We start from the raw sequence: 15,190 nt of genomic DNA, 5'->3' as shown, positions 1-15,190 counted from the left end.
GGGCAGCCCGCACGCAGCGGGTCAGGTCTGTTGCTGCTCGGCCACTCGGGCGAGACGTTGCATATCTTCGAGCAGAAGACGCAACGGGGCGGCGAGCAATGCGTCGGGAGCATCTTGGCCCCGCGCGCGGGTCGTAGCGCGCAAGGCGGCCAGATCGGGCTGGCCGCGCCCGGCGAGAACGTCCGCGACGCTTGCGAGCCCGGCGCTGACGGCCTGCGCCGCTTCGCCCGCGCAACGAAGCGGCTGCTGCTCACCCTTGACGCGCAGCACGCGGTTGAGCAGCGAGATGTCCTGCACGATGCGGCCGGTCAAGCCGACGATGTTCCTGTGGTGCCGCCCGTCGGCCGCAACATCCGCGCGCTTGAAGAACCGTGATGCCCGATCGGCGCTAGCTGCAAGTGTCGTCAGCCGATCGAGCGCCGCGCGAACAGCCGCGCCTGCTTTCTCCGCGTCGGACTCGTTGCGCGCCGCGCGTGCATCCGCTTGCTGCAGGAGATGCGCCAAGCGTCGAAGCAACGTCGCGCAACCCGCTCGAAGACGGTCGCCGGCACGGTACCTCGAAGAGGCCATGGCGATCGCCATCGCGACGGCCACGCCGATGAGAATCTGCGCCACCCGCAGCAATGCCACTTGCAACGGCGAATGGCCCGGCAGGCCTCCCGCCGCAAGAATGATCAACGCGGCGACTGGAGCGCTGCGCAGCCCAGGGCTCGCGGCACTGGCGAAAGACAGCAGCACGACCACCGTGAGCGTCGTCGCCAGCGCATGGGCGCCCATGTGCTGCAGGTAGACACCAATCAGCCCGCCAGTCACACCGATCAGCGTGCCCTTGGCGCGATCCCAGCCGGCGTCGAATGTGGATGCCGAATTCGGCCGCATCACGATGAGCGTGCTCATGACTGCCCAGAAATGCTCGGGCAGACCGGCCAGGCTCGAAACGAAATAGGCGAGCACGACCGCGGCGGCGAGCTGCAGCCCATGGTGGCGCTTTTCGGCGTCCATCGAAAACCAGCTCATGCGGCCTCCGCGTCGTGTGTCTCAGCGGCGAGCACCTCGGAGATGCTTTCGATCAACGTGCAAGCCTCCAGCAGCACGGCGCGTTCGTGATCTCCGAGCGTGGTGCCGATGACCTTGGCCAGCGAAGCTTCGCCCGCGTGCACGGCGGCTGCGAGTCGCTTCGAGCCCGTCCGGGTCAGGCTCAGCAGCGATTGGCGCCCGTCGGATGCATGAGCCTTGCGGGCGATCCAGCCGTCTTCTTCGAGCTCTGCCAGCAGCCTCGTGAGAGATTGAAGCTTGACGCCTTCACGCGCTGCGAGATCGGTCGGCGTCATTGCGCCGGCGCGGTAGAGCTGGCCAATTGCACTCAGCTTTGCCGCGCTGAGGCCGCCTTGCTGCGGCGAAGGGCGCAAGCGCCGGGCCAGAAGGGTGACGGCCCCGCGCAGGCGGATGGCGCAGTGTGCTGAATCGGGAGGAGGTTGGGTTCTGCTCATGCAAGGTACCAAGACGCGTCGTAGTTTTCCGGCTACCGGATGCTAAGACATGTCTTGGTAGATCGCAACCGCAATCGCAATCGCAATCGACGATCAAATGGTCAACGGTAAAGATTCAACGATGCGCTGGCGCGCCGGCTGCATCTTCCATGTCCGCGCTGTACGCCCCCTGGCTCGCGGCGGAATTCAGCCGTGCGCGCTTGAGCAATGCCTGCTGTGCCGCGCCGACATTGGCTGGGCGGCCCTGCCACGCCTGGAGCGCCGGGTCCTGCAATGCGCGTCCGTACGAATAGCTCAGGAGCCACGGGTGCGGCCCCAGTCGATTCAGCGCGTCAAGATTTGCCGTCGCCTCGGCAGGAGACTGTCCGCCGGACAGGAAGTTGATAGTCGGCACCGCGGCCGGCACGGTGCGCCGCAGTACGCGCAGGGTATGCGCCGCGACTTCGTCGCACTTCGATTGCCGCGCCTGGGACTTGCCCGGAATCACCATGCTCGGCTTGAGGAACATGTGCTCGAGTGCCACGCGATGGCGATCCAGCGCATGGAAGACTTCGCGCAGAACCGTTTGCGTGACCTCGGCGCAGCGCGCCAGGGTGTGACTGCCGTCGATCAGCACTTCGGGTTCGACGATCGGCACCACATCGAGCTCCTGGCAGACCGCCGCATAGCGCGCCAGAGCCTCGGCATTGGCTTTGACGGCTGCGCGGCCGGGGAGGGTGTCGCTGATGTTGTAGACGGCCCGCCACTTTGCGAATCGTGCGCCATGTTGCTTGTAGCCTTCGAGGCGTTCGGCGAGCCCGTCCAGCCCTTGGGTGATCTCGTCGCCGGGCGAAAGCGCGAGCGGGATCTTGCCCGCGTCGACCTTGATCCCGGGCACGATGCCTTGTCTCGCCGCAAGCCGAGGCAGCGGCTCGCTATCGTCCGAAAGCTGGGTCAGCGTTTCCTCATAGAGGATGACGCCGCTGATGTACTGGCCGAGTCCCGGCGTCGAAAGGAGCAGGCTTCGGTATGCACGCCGGTTCTCCTCGGTTGAATCGACGCCGATCGTCTTGAAACGCTTGGCAATCGTCGGGCCGCTTTCGTCGGCGGCAAGAATGCCTTTGCCCTTCTGGGCGATCGCTTCGACGGTGGCCTGGAGTGCGGTGGGGTTGGTCATGGCAGTCCTCCGTGTGAGTCGTCCAGTCTCATACCGGAAGGTGCCGTGATGCAAGCCCGCCTTGCAGAATTATTGAAGATGTTTGCCCGATTCTCCGGCTGACTCCTGCAAGTGGAGACAAGCGCCGTCAAGATGCCTAAGCTTCGGTCCATGCTGACATCCACCCACAATGCATTGCGCAGCGATCGGCCTGACGATCAACTGCAAACCACCGTGATGAGGGCCGAACTTGCCGCCATGATCGACCGCATCACGGTCACTGACGGCGGCCATGAAACGGCCATACCGCGCCTGATGCTGGGCCGCGCGTCGCAAGTGCAGCATCCCGTTCACTCCATGCACGAGCCGGCGTTTTGCGTTCTGGCGCAAGGCAGCAAGCGCGTTTTGCTGAGCGACGAGGTCTACGTCTACGACAGCAGCCAATATCTCGTCGTGGCGCAGAACCTGCCGGTGGCAGGGCAGGTGGTCGATGCATCGCCCGAAGCACCGTACCTGGGCCTGCGCCTGAGCTTTGACGTCAAGGACATCGCAGCGCTCGCGCTGGAGATGAGGCTGGGTGAGGCGCTTCCGAAGCGGGCGTCCCAGCGAGGCATCTTCACTGGCGAGTTGTCGACCACGCTGCTGGACCCGGTGCTGCGGCTGACCAGGCTGCTCGACTCTCCCGAAGACATCCCCGCGTTGGCGCCGCTCATCACGCGGGAAATCCTGTACCGGGTGATGAAATCGCCGGATGGCTGGCGGCTGGCCCAGATGGCGGTCGTCGACGGCCACAGCCAGCGCATCGCCCAGGCGATCGGCGTGCTCTCGCGTCGCTTCCAGGAGCCGCTTCGCGTGGAAGACCTCGCGGACGAAGTCCACATGAGCGTGTCATCACTGCATCAGCATTTCAAGGCGGTGACCGCGATGAGCCCGCTGCAGTTCCAGAAGCAGCTGCGCCTGCAGGAGTCGCGACGAATCATGATCAGCGAAGACGTGGACGCCGCCACGGCAGGGCACCGGGTGGGGTATGAAAGCCAGTCGCAGTTCAATCGCGAATACAGCCGTTTCTTCGGCTTGCCGCCGGCACGCGACATCAAGCGCCTGCGTGAGCTTCAGTTGGGCCGCGTGACCAGCTGAAGCGCTTGACGAGCGCGGCAGAGGCCGCAAAACCGTTCCCACGGCTTGCAAATGTCAGTGGCGCACCCGAAGCGGTGTGCCGCAGAAGGGCGTTCGTCCATCGACGCGCCCATTCAATTCGAAGAGGTCAATCATGAAGATTCATCTGAAGCTGAACGACAAGGTGATTCCGGCCACGTTGGCGGACAACAAGACGGCCGAGGAGTTCGTCGCCATGCTGCCCCTGACGATCACGATGCACGATCTCTTCAAGCGAGAGAAATTCGGGCCGTTGCCAGGCGCCATCTCGGGGACCGGCATGCGCACCGACCAAGGCTATGAAATTGGCGACCTGATCTGCTGGGCTCCCGGGCCGGATCTCACGATCTTCTACGGGCACGACGGGCAGACGCTCAGTGGCGCTGTCCACATTCTGGGAAAACTCGACTTCGGGGCAGAGGAGTTCGGCGTTGCCGGGCCGCTCACAGTAACCATCGAAGTGCCGGAGACGGATATCGACCAGACGACGCTCGATCTGCTGAGCGCTTGTCGCCAGCGCGCGTGCTCCAGTGTAGGTTGGCGGACGGCATCGTGAGGATGCGTCTTACACACAGGCGCTGACCGCCGTCTCGAAATTGGCTGTTCGGCGGAATGCCTCCGATAAGGAGCAGCAAATGGATGCGCGAGAGCTTGTGCATAGACGACGTCGGCGCTATCAGCGGTTTTTCAGGCGTGCCTTCATGGTCGGGGCCGGTCTCGCGCTGATCTTGTTCGGCGTGCCGCTCCTGTATCCAGCGCCCGTTGCGCCTTACGCGCCGGTGCCGAGCAACGCTACCACTGCAAGGCTGATTCCCTATGAGCTGGTTGACTCGCAGGTGCTGCTCGTGTCGATTCTGCTGGCCTTTGTGCTTTGGTCGCTCGCAGGCTGGATTACGGCGACGGTGTTGCTCTGGCTTGAATCCTTCAGAGACTCACATTCAGCGCGGCCGCGATTCCACACGCGGTGACATGTTGCGCGCTGAAGCGTGGCCGGCTATCTGCGGTGTTGCGGAGAAGGGCGTCTTGGAGAAGGAGTCTTCAGGCTCTGGATGATGAGCCGTTTGGACACGTTGAATCACGCGCGTTTGAGTTTACATAATATACATTGCATTCTTCGAATCGACGGCGACTCACCAGAGCCATCAATGCCCATTGCGCTGCGTTGTCCGGCCCGACCTCTGTCGTTCCAGTGCAATCGCGCCTTCCGCAAACGCGACGAGTTCGTCCGAAAGCGGCGCGCCAGGCACAAGGACACCCACGCGTTCGGCCAGCGCTTGCAACTGCGCGCGCAACGACTCCGCGTTCTCAGGGATCGGGATCTCCGCATCTTCAGGCATGGCAAGTCCTTTGGTCCACAGCACTTGCAGACCTTGCTTCGATGCAATCACCCAGCACGTAGGAGACGAACCCGCAGCGCCACCGGCGAACGCAGCGGCTATCGAATTTCAGCGTGGAGACAGCTTCAGAGACACCGGCATTTCATGCACAGCTGCCCGCAAGATTTGCGGCATTCCTTGCGAAGACATCGCTGTCCGATGGGCTCCTGGAGCCTCTCTCCAGCGACCAGGCGCGTTTTGGCGGATGGCACGCTCGTTGCACACCGGCAGTTCCCATCCACCAAACAAGGCGCCACTTCGCCTGCCAACCATTGGAGTGCTCACCATGATTCGACCAGCGGCTCTCGCCTTGATCACGGCCTTCGTCGCGCAAGCGGCCTTGGCTCCACAACCCATCCATGCGCAGCCCGCGCGCTCATCCGACGCGTCATCGTCGTTGTCCTCCAACAAGCTTTCGCGCACGGACACCAACGCGCTCAAAGATATGGCGCAAGCCAACATCAACGAAGTCGCGGCCGGCAAGGTCGCCTTGCAGAACGCGCAGAGCCCGCAAGTCAAGCAGTTCGCGCAAATGATGATCGACGACCACACCACCGGCCTGAAAGAAGTCCAGCAGGTAGCTGAAACCAAGGGCGTGAAGCTGCCCGATGGGCCGGACGTGATCCACAAGACGGAGTCCAAGGCGATGTCGAGCCTGCATGGCGCGGAGTTCGACCGGCAATACATGAAGAAGGCCGGCGTCTCCGATCACCGCAAAGTGCATGACCAGCTTGAAAAAATCAGCAAGAACGCGAAAGACAGCGACGTGAAGAACCTCGCCGAGAAGATGCTGCCGGTGGTCGACGGCCATCTTCAGCACGCCCAGAGCATGAGCCGCGACGGCGGCAGTGCCAAGCCCTGACAGTCCGCCGCCGATCGCTCGCCTGCTCTCGAAAGCGGTCCGGCATCAAACGTTTTTTCCACCCCCTCCAAAGCAAGGAGCTTTCATGTTTTCACACAACAAGCGACTGCAATACACGGTTCGAGTGAGCGAGAGCAATCCCGGTCTCGCCAACCTCATGCTGGAGCAGTTCGGCGGGCCGCAAGGCGAATTGGCTGCGGCGTGCCGCTATTTCACGCAGGCATTGGGCGATGGCGATCCAGGCCGCAAGGACATGCTCTTCGATATCTCCACCGAGGAGCTGAGCCACCTCGAAATCATCGGCACCATCGTCGGCATGCTCAACAAGGGCGCAAAGGGCCAACTGGCAGAGGGAGTCGAAGAGCAAGGCGAGCTCTACCGCACCATCACCGCAAACGGCAATGACAGCCACGTGACGCAGGTGCTCTATGGCGGTGGCCCGCCGCTGGTCAACTCTGCAGGCGTTCCGTGGACGGCCGCCTACATCGACACCATCGGCGAACCAACCGCGGACCTGCGTTCGAACATCGCCGCCGAGGCACGCGCCAAGATCGTGTACGAGCGCCTCATCAATCTCACCGATGACCCTGGCGTGCGCGACGCCCTCACCTTCCTGATGACGCGCGAAATCGCGCACCAGAAGTCGTTCGAAAAAGCGCTCTATTCCATCGAACCCAACTTCCCGCCGGGCAAGCTGCCGGGCGATCCGCGCTTCACCAGCGTGTACTACCGCATGTCGAACGGCGGCGATGGCATGCGCGGTCCCTGGAACCAGGGCGGGCAGTGGAACTACGTGCCGATGACGCAGGAATCCTCGCCGGTAGACGGCGGCGATGGCATGGCGACGGTCTCGCTGGGCGAGGAGGAAATGTCGACGGTGCAGCAGATGGCCGCGCGCACGCAGTCGCAGAGAGATGGCGACCCCACCACGGGTGCGGAACTGGGCCAGGGCCAAACGGCCGAGACCATGAACCCGGTCGACAGCGCGGCTGTCTCGGGCAAACCCGTGGCCTGAAGGCGGCGGCATTCGCCGATTCATCGGCCGCGGCCGGCCGAGGTCGATCCGATGCACGCGCGAAGGCATGCGTGCATCAGGGTTTCCGGGTTGAAGTTACCGAAGTGCTTTGCTCAAATGACGGGATCATGAGCGAGACGGACTTCACGATGCTGCGGCAGCGAATGATGGCCGAGATCGCCGCCAAGACGATCTTCTCGACCACGTACCTGGGCAAGGCTGCGCTGGCATCGCGAGTCATGAAGGCCTTGGCAACGGTGCCGCGCCACGCCTTCGTGCCCATTGAGCTTCAGCCTTACGCCTACGTCGACTCCCCTTTGCCGATCGGCTTTCACAAGACGATTTCGCAACCGTTCATCGTCGCGGTGATGACCGACCTGCTCGGCGTACAACCGACCGACACCGTGCTCGAAATCGGCACTGGCCTGGGCTACCAATCGGCCATCTTGGCGGAACTGGCGCACCGGGTTTACTCTGTTGAAATCATCGAGGAACTGGCCGAACAAGCGGAACAACGGCTCGCCGACGAAGGCTACGACAACGTCCAGATCAGGATCGGAAATGGATGCCAGGGCTGGCCCGAGCGCGCGCCCTTCGACAAGATCATGGTGACGGCGGCCCCTGAGCTGATTCCGCCGGCCCTCATCTATCAACTGAAGCCCGGCGGAACAATGGTCATACCCGCCGGATTGCCCGACGCCCAGCAGCTCATCCAGCTCAAGAAAGACGCACAGGGTTCGGTGACCACCCGGGAAATCTTCCAGGTACTTTTCTCGACACTCGAAGACGTCACCTCGACGTGAGTCGTCGGCTGCGGACCGCGCTTGCCAGTTGGTCCAGTACCGGAACGGTCTGCGCGAAGCTGATGCAGGCATCGGTGATCGAAACGCCGTGCTTGAGCGGCACGCCGGTGACGAGGTCCTGCCGCCCTTCCTCCAGATTGCTTTCGATCATGATGCCGGTGATGCGCCGATCGCCTTCGGAGATCTGCTGCGCTACGTCTTGCGCCACGACGATCTGGCGCTGATGCTGCTTGCTGCTGTTGCCGTGAGACACGTCGATCATGACCTGCTCCCTCAGGCCACTCGCTTGCAGCGCTTGGCAGCTCGCGGCCACGTCGGCGGCCGAATAGTTCGGCGATTTGCCGCCGCGCAGGATCACATGGCAGTCGTCGTTGCCGCGCGTCTCGAAAATCGCCGCCATTCCCATCTTGGTCATGCCCATGAAGGCATGCGGCGCCCTTGCAGCGAGGATGGCGTCGGCGGCCACCTTGATGCTGCCGTCGGTTCCGTTCTTGAAGCCGACCGGGCAACTGAGCCCCGAGGCGAGCTGGCGGTGGCTCTGGCTTTCGGTGGTGCGAGCGCCGATGGCGCCCCAAGCGATGAGATCGGCGATGAATTGAGGGCTCAACAGATCGAGAAATTCGGTGCCGGTGGGCAGTCCCAGCAGCGTCAGTTCACGAAGCAGGCGCCGCGCGCGCTCCAGGCCTTCGTTGATCGCGAAGCTGCCATCCAGATGCGGGTCGTTGATGTAACCCTTCCAGCCGACGGTGGTTCGCGGCTTCTCAAAATACGTGCGCATGACAATCAAGAGATCGTCTTCAAGATCGTCGGCCGCCTTCTTCAAGTGGTGGGCGTATTCGATGGCCTGGTCATGGTCATGGATCGAGCAGGGTCCGACCACGACGATCAACCTGTCGTCGCGTCCATGCAGGATGTCGGCGATGGCCGACCGGCTGTCCTCCACCAGCGCAAGCGTCTCGTCTAGCACCGGCACCCTCTCCTGCAACAGCGCGGGCGTCATCAGCGGACGCACGGCGCCGATGCGCACGTCATCGATGCGCGTGGTGTCGATGGTGCTGTCGCGGGAGCCGATCTCGGCGTCGTGGAGAGGATCGTCGAGCTTCGGCATAGGAATAGGCATGGCGTCGGTTGAGAAAGCCGACATTTTCCATCACGAGAACTTCGGAAAAGGTGATTCGGATTGTGTTTGGGTGTTCAATGCGCAGGCTCGACGCATCAACAAGGGATTTGCAGCATGAAGTTTGGAAGGATCGTCCTCGGAACAGTGGCCGTGGTTGCCGTCGCCGGTGCAGCGGGCTGGTTCAGCCTCGACAAGGAAACCCGCGCGTTGATCGCCACGATGCCGACCGACCGCGACCTGCTGTTCTGGAGCCAGCCGCAGCGCGATGCTGCATTCCGTGCGCTCGACCGTCTGCCGGTGCTCGCCAAGGCACACGTCGTGGACGCCGGCCCCACGCCCTCGCCTCTTCCGCCAGGCCCGCCACTGGCGCTGCCGCTTGACGTCGATGCCTTCATGGCGGAGCAAAGGAGCGCTGCGGTCGTCATCCTGCACGACGGCAAACTTCGCCTGGAGCGCTACGGACTGGGCTTCGACCGCGAGGGACGATGGACGAGCTTCTCGGTTGCCAAATCGATCACCTCCACCCTGCTCGGCGCCGCAGTCCGTGAGGGCAAGATCCGCAGCCTCGATGACAAGGTCAGCGACTACATCCAGGAGATGAAGGGTTCGGCGTATGACGTCGTCAGCATCCGCCAATTGCTGACGATGACCTCCGGCGTTCGCTGGAACGAAGACTACGCCGATCCGGACTCCGACGTCGCGCGCTTCAACAACCACAAGCCCGAGCCCGGCGTCGATGCGCTCGTGAGCTACCTGCGCCGACTGCCGCGTGCCGCGCCGCCCGGCACCCATTGGAACTACAGCACGGGCGAAACCAACCTCGTGGGCGTGCTGCTGGCCCGGGCCATTGGCAAGCCGCTGGCTAGCTATCTCTCGGAAAAAATCTGGGTGCCGGCCGGCATGGAGCAAAAGGCGACATGGCTTCTGAGCAGCACCGGGCAGGAAATCAGCGGTTGCTGCATCCAGGCGGCGACGCGCGACTTCGCGCGCTTCGGCCAGTTCATCCTCGATGGTGCGCGTGTCAACGGGCAGCCGGTGGTCGCGGACGGCTGGCTGGCCGAAGCGACCACACGCCGCGCGGACATCGGCCAGCCCGGCCGCGGCTATGGCTTCCAGTGGTGGACCTACGACGACGGCAGCTTCGCGGCGCGCGGCATCTTCGGCCAGGGGATCTTCATCGACCCGAAGCGCAGACTGGTGATTGCGTCCAATGGCGACTGGCCGGTCGCGACAAGCCGCGCCGAGAGCGCCGCGCGCGAAGCCTTCTACAAGGCCGTGCAGAAGGCGATCGACGACGAAGCGGCGGGCAAGCCCGGCAGCTAGTAGCGCGTTTGTCCCATTGGGAGTCTGGCAAAAAGTCGGCCACCCCAAGGCGGCCGAAAGCCCCAGCTCGCCTGGGACCAAAGGAAACTACCTTGTTGTCAGGCACGAGGCGTGTCGATTGTCGAAAAGAAGCGCCGGCCGGGCTATCCCTGCGGGCACGTACGTGTTGCTAGGTGGTGGCCGGGATTTACCCGCCATGAGGGCGGATGAAGAATGGACTCGCTTGTGATCGAACATTGGCGCGGTCGCGGCGAGAGTCTGGTCCAGTCAACATTCATCAAGGAGCACGCAATGAACAAAACTCTTGCAATCATGCTCGCCGCGTTTGCGGCGACCGGTGGTGCGTACGCCCAGAACCCGCCGGGCGCTTCATCGCAGGAGCAGGTCATCACCAACAGCAAGCCGCAGCAACGCGCGCAGGCGAAGGACAATGCAAAAAAGCACGGCGGCGACAAGAAGATCGGCGGCGACGAAATCAACTCGGCCGAGAACGACGACTTGGGCTCGGGCAAGGCAGCAGCGGCCGGACAGACAAAGGCCAATACCCGCATGAAGAAGAATTCAAAGGACAACGCTGCCCAATATCCTGCTCCGCCCAACACCCCCGGCATGCCAGCAGCCAAGTAGCTCGCTTCATCCGGCGACGGCCACGATCTGGGCGACGACAGCCATGACGGCATTGGTTTGCGCGCTCAGTTCACCGGGAGGGGGATTGCTCGCCGTGGTCATCACGGCGAGTCGAAGAGAAGGTACGACAAGCGCAAACTGAGCGCCATAGCCCCAGGCCCACGCAACCGGGCGACCGCTCAGATTGCCCGTAAACCACAGACAGCCGTAGCCGGCCTTCTGTATGGGCCTCGCACTCCATGTGGTGGAAACTTGAAAGGTCGTGCTGGTCTTGACCCAGTCTGAGGGCACGATCTGCTTGTCGCCCCATCGCCCGTCATTGGCCATCACCCATCCAATTTTTGCAAGATCGCGTGCTCGCAAGCGCAGGCCTCGGTAGCTCATGAAGTTTCCGGCTCTGTCGCGCGCTGCCCCAACCCGCTCGATGCCCAACGGACCGAACAGATCGAGCTGCGCAAACTGGTCCACCGGCATGCCTTGCGCTTGAACAAGGATGGGGGACAGCAAGGAAACCGCAGCATCGTTGTAGACCCACTTTCCTACCGTTTGCGGATCGAATGGAAGGCTCAATGCAAAGGCGACGGGGTCGTCTGCCGTGTCCAAGGCACGTATTGCGGTTCGATAGTCGTAAACCAGACCGGAGGTGCCGGTGAGAATTTGTTCGAGCGTGATCGAGAGCGCAGGCGCGCCCGGCGCTTTCGCTGCTGCTGAAGGCAGGAGAGTCGCGACCGTCTCCGAAAGACCCTTGATCCTTCCCTGGTGAATCGCGATTCCGACGAGCATCGAAGCGACGCTCTTGGTGACCGAGTTCACGCCCTGCAAGTCTGCAGCGGTCACGCCGCCAAGGTATTGCTCCGCAACAAGAGCCCCGTTCTTGACAACGACAACGCTCCTGAGGGCGGCGACCGAGCGAGCATCGGCCAAGACTTTCTGAAGGGCCGCCCGATCGATGGCTGCGCTTCCCTTGGGTTCGCCCCAATCCTCAGCGTTCTCGGAGTTTTCGGCAGCAACACTCGAACTCAGCCGTGACAGCGCACCAAGCGCAAACGCCAGATTGCCAGTGACGAATCCACGGCGTGACGTGGCGTTGCTCTGCATGGTTGTCCGGCTCTTTCAAGCCACGCGTCGATTCATCGGCGACGACCCAGCAGCATCGCCGCAAGAGGGATGGTGGTCAGCAATCCGACGGCCACCAGCGTCCATCCGATGCTTTTGCGCTGCTCTTCATTGAGCTTGTCGGAAAGCAGCAGGCCGACCCCGGCTCCCAATGCCCCGCGGGTCCCTGCCAACAGAGCGAGTTCGGGCAAATGAACTTCAGTTGTGATCACGGAAGAACTCCTTTCATGCCAGGAAGCTGGTTTTGAGTATGCGCCGGAGGTGTCCATTTTGTCTTGGTCGCGCGCAAGTAGGCCTTGACCAGAAGATGACGATTCCAGTATTCTCGAATAATGGAATCGAATGAAGTCGTCCGCGCCCTTGCCGCCCTCGCCCATCCGGTGCGCCTGGAAGTTTTTCGCGCCTTGGTGGCTGCGGGTCACGGCGGCCTCACGCCGGGAGTCATCCAGGCGGCGCTCGACGTGCCGCCCGCGACCTTGTCGTTTCATCTCAAGGAACTGGCGAATTCAGGCCTTGCGACGCAGGAACGCGCAAGCCGCAACGTCGTCTATCGCGCAGCGTACGAGAACATGAACGCGCTACTCGCCTACCTCACCGAAAACTGCTGCCAGGGACAAGATTGCGCGGTCGAGACGGCGGCCGACGCCTGCAAGTGCTGAGCGCTTCATGACGACGCACGTTCTCATCCTCTGCACCCACAACTCCGCTCGGAGCGTATTGAGCGAAGGCATGCTCAATCACTGGGCCCAAGCCTTGAACAAGGACGTTCGCGCATTCAGCGCCGGCAGTGCGCCGAGCGGCCAACTCAATCCGTTCGCACTGGAGGTGTTGGGCAAGGCGGGCGTCGACACCGCAGGCTACCGAAGCAAAAGCTGGGACGAGTTCACGGCGCCAGACGCGCCAAAGATGCGCATCGTCATCACCGTGTGCGACAGCGCCGCGGCGGAGACTTGTCCCTACTGGCCGGGCAGCCCCGTCAAGATGCACTGGGGATACCCGGATCCTTCGAACGCAGCGGGCGGCGACGAGGGCAAGCGCATGGCTTTTGAACTCACACGCCAAGCCATCGGCTATCGCATGCTGCAATTGCTGCAACTGCCACTCGACGACATGAGCAACGTCGAGCTGCAGAAAGCCCTCGAAATGATCTCAAGGACTTAGGGCCCGACGTGAGCGAAGTCTTGCGCAAACTGCTGGCCGAAGCCCTCGGCACTGCCCTTCTGCTGACCGTTGTCATCGGCTCGGGAATAATGGCCGAGCGTCTGGCAGGCGGCAATCTTGCCATTGCACTGCTGGCGAACACTCTCGCCACCGTCGGCGGCCTCTACATCCTCATCGAGGTGTTCGGTCCCGTGAGCGGTGCCCATTTCAACCCGGCGGTGTCTCTGGTGATGGCAGGCCGCGGCGCAATGCGGCGCGGCCTCGTCATGCCCTACATCGTCGTCCAACTTCTTGGCGCGATGCTCGGCGCGTGGCTTGCGCACGCCATGTTCGACGCCAGCATTTTTCAGTTGTCGACCAAGGTCCGCAGCGGCACGGGCCAGTGGATTGCCGAAGCGGTCGCGACCGCGGGGTTGCTGCTGGTGATCCTGCGCGCGCCGCCGAGCCGGGTGGCGGCCATGGTGGCCTGCTACATCGGTGCGGCGTACTGGTTCACGGCATCGACTTCGTTTGCCAATCCCGCAGCGGCGTTCGGCCGGATGTTCAGCAACAGCTTTGCCGGAATCGCGCCGTCCAGCGTGCCTGCTTTCGTGGCCGCCGAACTCGTAGGCGCCAGCATCGGCGTCGCGATTCACGGCGCGCTGAGCTTTCGTGAAGCTGAAAAGCCAACCATCACCACCCCCGACGAAATACTCGTCGCCGACGACCACATGCACCGTGTTTGAAAACCCTCCCACCTTCCCCGCGCTCCGCACCGAACTGTTCGACGTTCCCACACCAGACCGCCTGAAAGCGCATGAACCATCGCTGCATCGGCCGCGATTTCTTTTGCTCTACGGCTCCTTGCGCGAACGCTCGTACAGCCGCTTGCTGACCTACGAGGCCGCGCGCCTGCTCGAGGCCATGGGCGGCGAAGTGAAAGTGTTCAACCCCATGGGCCTGCCCCTTCCGGACGGTGCTCCCGACACGGATCCGAAGGTGCAAGAGCTGCGCAAACTTGCTGAGTGGGCCGAGGGAATGGTCTGGACCTCACCCGAGCGGCACGGTGCAATGACCGGCATCATGAAGTCGCAGATCGACTGGATCCCGCTCGCAATGGGCGCGGTGAGGCCCACGCAAGGCAAGACGCTCGCGGTAATGCAAGTCTCGGGCGGCTCCCAGTCCTTCAACGCGGTCAACCAGATGCGCGTGCTCGGCAGATGGATGCGCATGCTGACCATCCCGAATCAGTCGTCCGTGGCCAAGGCTTTTCTCGAATTCGACGAGTCGGGCCGCATGAAGCCCTCCAGCTACTACGATCGCGTGGTCGACGTGATGGAGGAGCTTTTCAAGTTCACGCTGCTCACGCGCGATATCGGCCCCTATCTGGTGGACCGGTACAGCGAGCGCAAGGAAAGCGCGGAAGAGCTTTCCAAAAGGGTCAATCAACGGGCCATCTAACGTGGAGAGGTCTCCGGAGAGATGGCCGAAATGACACAGCGCCGGATCGTTGCGGCCCTCGGGACCGCTCAGACGCTGGCTTGGGCATCCTCCTATTACCTCTTGGCGATGCTCGCCGCGCCCATGGCTCGGGATCTGGGCCGGGTTTGCCGCGCTCGTGCGCACCTACGGACATGATTCGCGCGGCGCAATCACAGGCATCACCCTGCTGGCAGGCTTCGCCAGCACCGTTGGTTGGCCGCTCACGGCTTTCCTGGAGACACAGTTCGGCTGGCGAGGAGCCTGTCTTGCCTGGGCCGCGCTGCACCTGGTAGTGGGCGTGCCGCTCGATGCTTGTTTGCCGAAAGTGCCCAGGGCGAGCGTGGCCCAGCCTGAACACGAGACGCCCCAACTGAATCCGACTCGGACTGAGGACAGCGGAAAGTCCAACGCACGATTCATCGGTTGGCTGCTGGCATTCGTCTTCGCCGCGACGTGGTTCATCAGCACGGCGATGGCGGCGCATCTGCCTCGCCTGCTCCAGTTGACTGGCGCGACGAGAGGAGCGAAAAGCATAGGAGCGCGCAG

Annotated in this window: 19 protein-coding genes and 1 pseudogene; 13 read left to right on the top strand and 7 right to left on the bottom strand. The window is 62.9% G+C overall.

What is annotated here, in order from left to right:
* Window positions 1–21: 21 nt before the first annotated feature.
* The 3 genes from AC1DSF_RS12890 to AC1DSF_RS12880 form a co-directional block, all read right to left on the bottom strand.
* Window positions 22–1,017: an FUSC family protein gene (locus AC1DSF_RS12890; RefSeq protein ID WP_478182939.1), complete on the bottom strand. Its 996-nt coding sequence runs from the start codon at window positions 1,015–1,017 to the stop codon at window positions 22–24.
* Complete coding sequence (locus AC1DSF_RS12885; protein ID WP_478123263.1) at window positions 1,014–1,490, bottom strand: MarR family winged helix-turn-helix transcriptional regulator; 477 nt, start codon at window positions 1,488–1,490, stop codon at window positions 1,014–1,016. The genes AC1DSF_RS12890 and AC1DSF_RS12885 overlap by 4 nt, the downstream gene beginning before the upstream one ends.
* A gap of 115 nt (window positions 1,491–1,605) precedes the next feature.
* The gene (locus AC1DSF_RS12880; protein ID WP_478182938.1) at window positions 1,606–2,646 is read right to left on the bottom strand and encodes a class I fructose-bisphosphate aldolase; all 1,041 of its coding nucleotides are present in this window, start codon (window positions 2,644–2,646) and stop codon (window positions 1,606–1,608) included.
* 150 nt (window positions 2,647–2,796) lie between these two features.
* On the opposite strand from AC1DSF_RS12880, the gene AC1DSF_RS12875 reads away from it, so the two are divergent.
* The 3 genes from AC1DSF_RS12875 (at window position 2,797) to AC1DSF_RS12865 (ending at window position 4,748) form a co-directional block, all read left to right on the top strand.
* A complete protein-coding gene (locus tag AC1DSF_RS12875; protein ID WP_478123261.1) occupies window positions 2,797–3,762 on the top strand; it encodes an AraC family transcriptional regulator in 966 nt (321 codons plus the stop codon).
* A 133-nt stretch (window positions 3,763–3,895) separates the two neighbouring features.
* Window positions 3,896–4,336 carry a cyclophilin-like fold protein gene (locus tag AC1DSF_RS12870; RefSeq protein WP_478123260.1) on the top strand — a complete coding sequence of 147 codons (441 nt, stop codon included), beginning with the start codon at window positions 3,896–3,898 and terminating at the stop codon, window positions 4,334–4,336.
* 145 nt (window positions 4,337–4,481) lie between these two features.
* Window positions 4,482–4,748: a hypothetical protein gene (locus AC1DSF_RS12865; RefSeq protein ID WP_478123259.1), complete on the top strand. Its 267-nt coding sequence runs from the start codon at window positions 4,482–4,484 to the stop codon at window positions 4,746–4,748.
* Between the two features lie 174 nt (window positions 4,749–4,922).
* Here AC1DSF_RS12865 and AC1DSF_RS12860 read toward each other — a convergent pair whose 3' ends face one another.
* Window positions 4,923–5,117: an aminoglycoside phosphotransferase gene (locus AC1DSF_RS12860; protein ID WP_478123258.1), complete on the bottom strand. Its 195-nt coding sequence runs from the start codon at window positions 5,115–5,117 to the stop codon at window positions 4,923–4,925.
* A 325-nt stretch (window positions 5,118–5,442) separates the two neighbouring features.
* On the opposite strand from AC1DSF_RS12860, the gene AC1DSF_RS12855 reads away from it, so the two are divergent.
* The 3 genes from AC1DSF_RS12855 (at window position 5,443) to AC1DSF_RS12845 (ending at window position 7,836) form a co-directional block, all read left to right on the top strand.
* On the top strand, window positions 5,443–6,018 hold the full coding sequence (locus AC1DSF_RS12855; protein ID WP_478123257.1) for a DUF4142 domain-containing protein: 576 nt from the start codon (window positions 5,443–5,445) through the stop codon (window positions 6,016–6,018).
* 85 nt (window positions 6,019–6,103) lie between these two features.
* Window positions 6,104–7,033, top strand: a complete 930-nt coding sequence (locus AC1DSF_RS12850; RefSeq protein ID WP_478143012.1) for a manganese catalase family protein — start codon at window positions 6,104–6,106, stop codon at window positions 7,031–7,033.
* A 128-nt stretch (window positions 7,034–7,161) separates the two neighbouring features.
* Window positions 7,162–7,836 (top strand): protein-L-isoaspartate(D-aspartate) O-methyltransferase, encoded by a 675-nt coding sequence (locus AC1DSF_RS12845; protein WP_478123255.1) that lies wholly within the window; start codon window positions 7,162–7,164, stop codon window positions 7,834–7,836.
* On the opposite strand, the gene AC1DSF_RS12840 is transcribed toward AC1DSF_RS12845, so the two are convergent.
* Entirely contained in the window at window positions 7,823–8,944 is a 1,122-nt protein-coding gene (locus AC1DSF_RS12840) for a 3-deoxy-7-phosphoheptulonate synthase (protein ID WP_478123958.1), read from the bottom strand. The genes AC1DSF_RS12845 and AC1DSF_RS12840 overlap by 14 nt on opposite strands.
* Window positions 8,945–9,070: 126 nt before the next feature.
* Between AC1DSF_RS12840 and AC1DSF_RS12835 the strand changes: the two genes are divergently transcribed.
* Entirely contained in the window at window positions 9,071–10,279 is a 1,209-nt protein-coding gene (locus AC1DSF_RS12835) for a serine hydrolase domain-containing protein (RefSeq protein ID WP_478182937.1), read from the top strand.
* Window positions 10,280–10,570: 291 nt separating this feature from the next.
* Entirely contained in the window at window positions 10,571–10,906 is a 336-nt protein-coding gene (locus AC1DSF_RS12830) for a cell envelope biogenesis protein TolA (protein ID WP_478123253.1), read from the top strand.
* 6 nt (window positions 10,907–10,912) lie between these two features.
* Here the strand turns inward: AC1DSF_RS12830 and AC1DSF_RS12825 are convergent, their stop codons facing one another.
* Together AC1DSF_RS12825 and AC1DSF_RS12820 are read right to left on the bottom strand one after the other, a co-directional pair.
* Window positions 10,913–12,004, bottom strand: a complete 1,092-nt coding sequence (locus AC1DSF_RS12825; RefSeq protein ID WP_478182936.1) for a serine hydrolase domain-containing protein — start codon at window positions 12,002–12,004, stop codon at window positions 10,913–10,915.
* Between the two features lie 32 nt (window positions 12,005–12,036).
* On the bottom strand, window positions 12,037–12,234 hold the full coding sequence (locus tag AC1DSF_RS12820; RefSeq protein WP_478123251.1) for a hypothetical protein: 198 nt from the start codon (window positions 12,232–12,234) through the stop codon (window positions 12,037–12,039).
* 120 nt (window positions 12,235–12,354) lie between these two features.
* Between AC1DSF_RS12820 and AC1DSF_RS12815 the strand changes: the two genes are divergently transcribed.
* The 5 genes and pseudogenes from AC1DSF_RS12815 to AC1DSF_RS12795 all read left to right on the top strand — a co-directional run.
* Entirely contained in the window at window positions 12,355–12,681 is a 327-nt protein-coding gene (locus AC1DSF_RS12815; RefSeq protein WP_478123250.1) for an ArsR/SmtB family transcription factor, read from the top strand.
* Between the two features lie 7 nt (window positions 12,682–12,688).
* Window positions 12,689–13,183: an arsenate reductase ArsC gene (locus tag AC1DSF_RS12810; protein WP_478182935.1), complete on the top strand. Its 495-nt coding sequence runs from the start codon at window positions 12,689–12,691 to the stop codon at window positions 13,181–13,183.
* 8 nt (window positions 13,184–13,191) lie between these two features.
* Window positions 13,192–13,908: an aquaporin gene (locus tag AC1DSF_RS12805; protein WP_478123248.1), complete on the top strand. Its 717-nt coding sequence runs from the start codon at window positions 13,192–13,194 to the stop codon at window positions 13,906–13,908.
* Entirely contained in the window at window positions 13,901–14,623 is a 723-nt protein-coding gene (gene arsH / locus AC1DSF_RS12800) for an arsenical resistance protein ArsH (protein ID WP_478123247.1), read from the top strand. The genes AC1DSF_RS12805 and arsH overlap by 8 nt, the downstream gene beginning before the upstream one ends.
* Before the next feature lie 21 nt (window positions 14,624–14,644).
* A pseudogene (locus AC1DSF_RS12795) lies at window positions 14,645–15,185 on the top strand (MFS transporter); the annotation flags it as partial.
* Window positions 15,186–15,190 lie beyond the last annotated feature (5 nt).

It is taken from the genome of Variovorax sp. 01N429, from assembly GCF_056399425.1.
The sequence above is the reverse complement of the archived record's forward strand: the minus strand, read 5'-3'. Positions and strand labels throughout refer to the sequence as shown.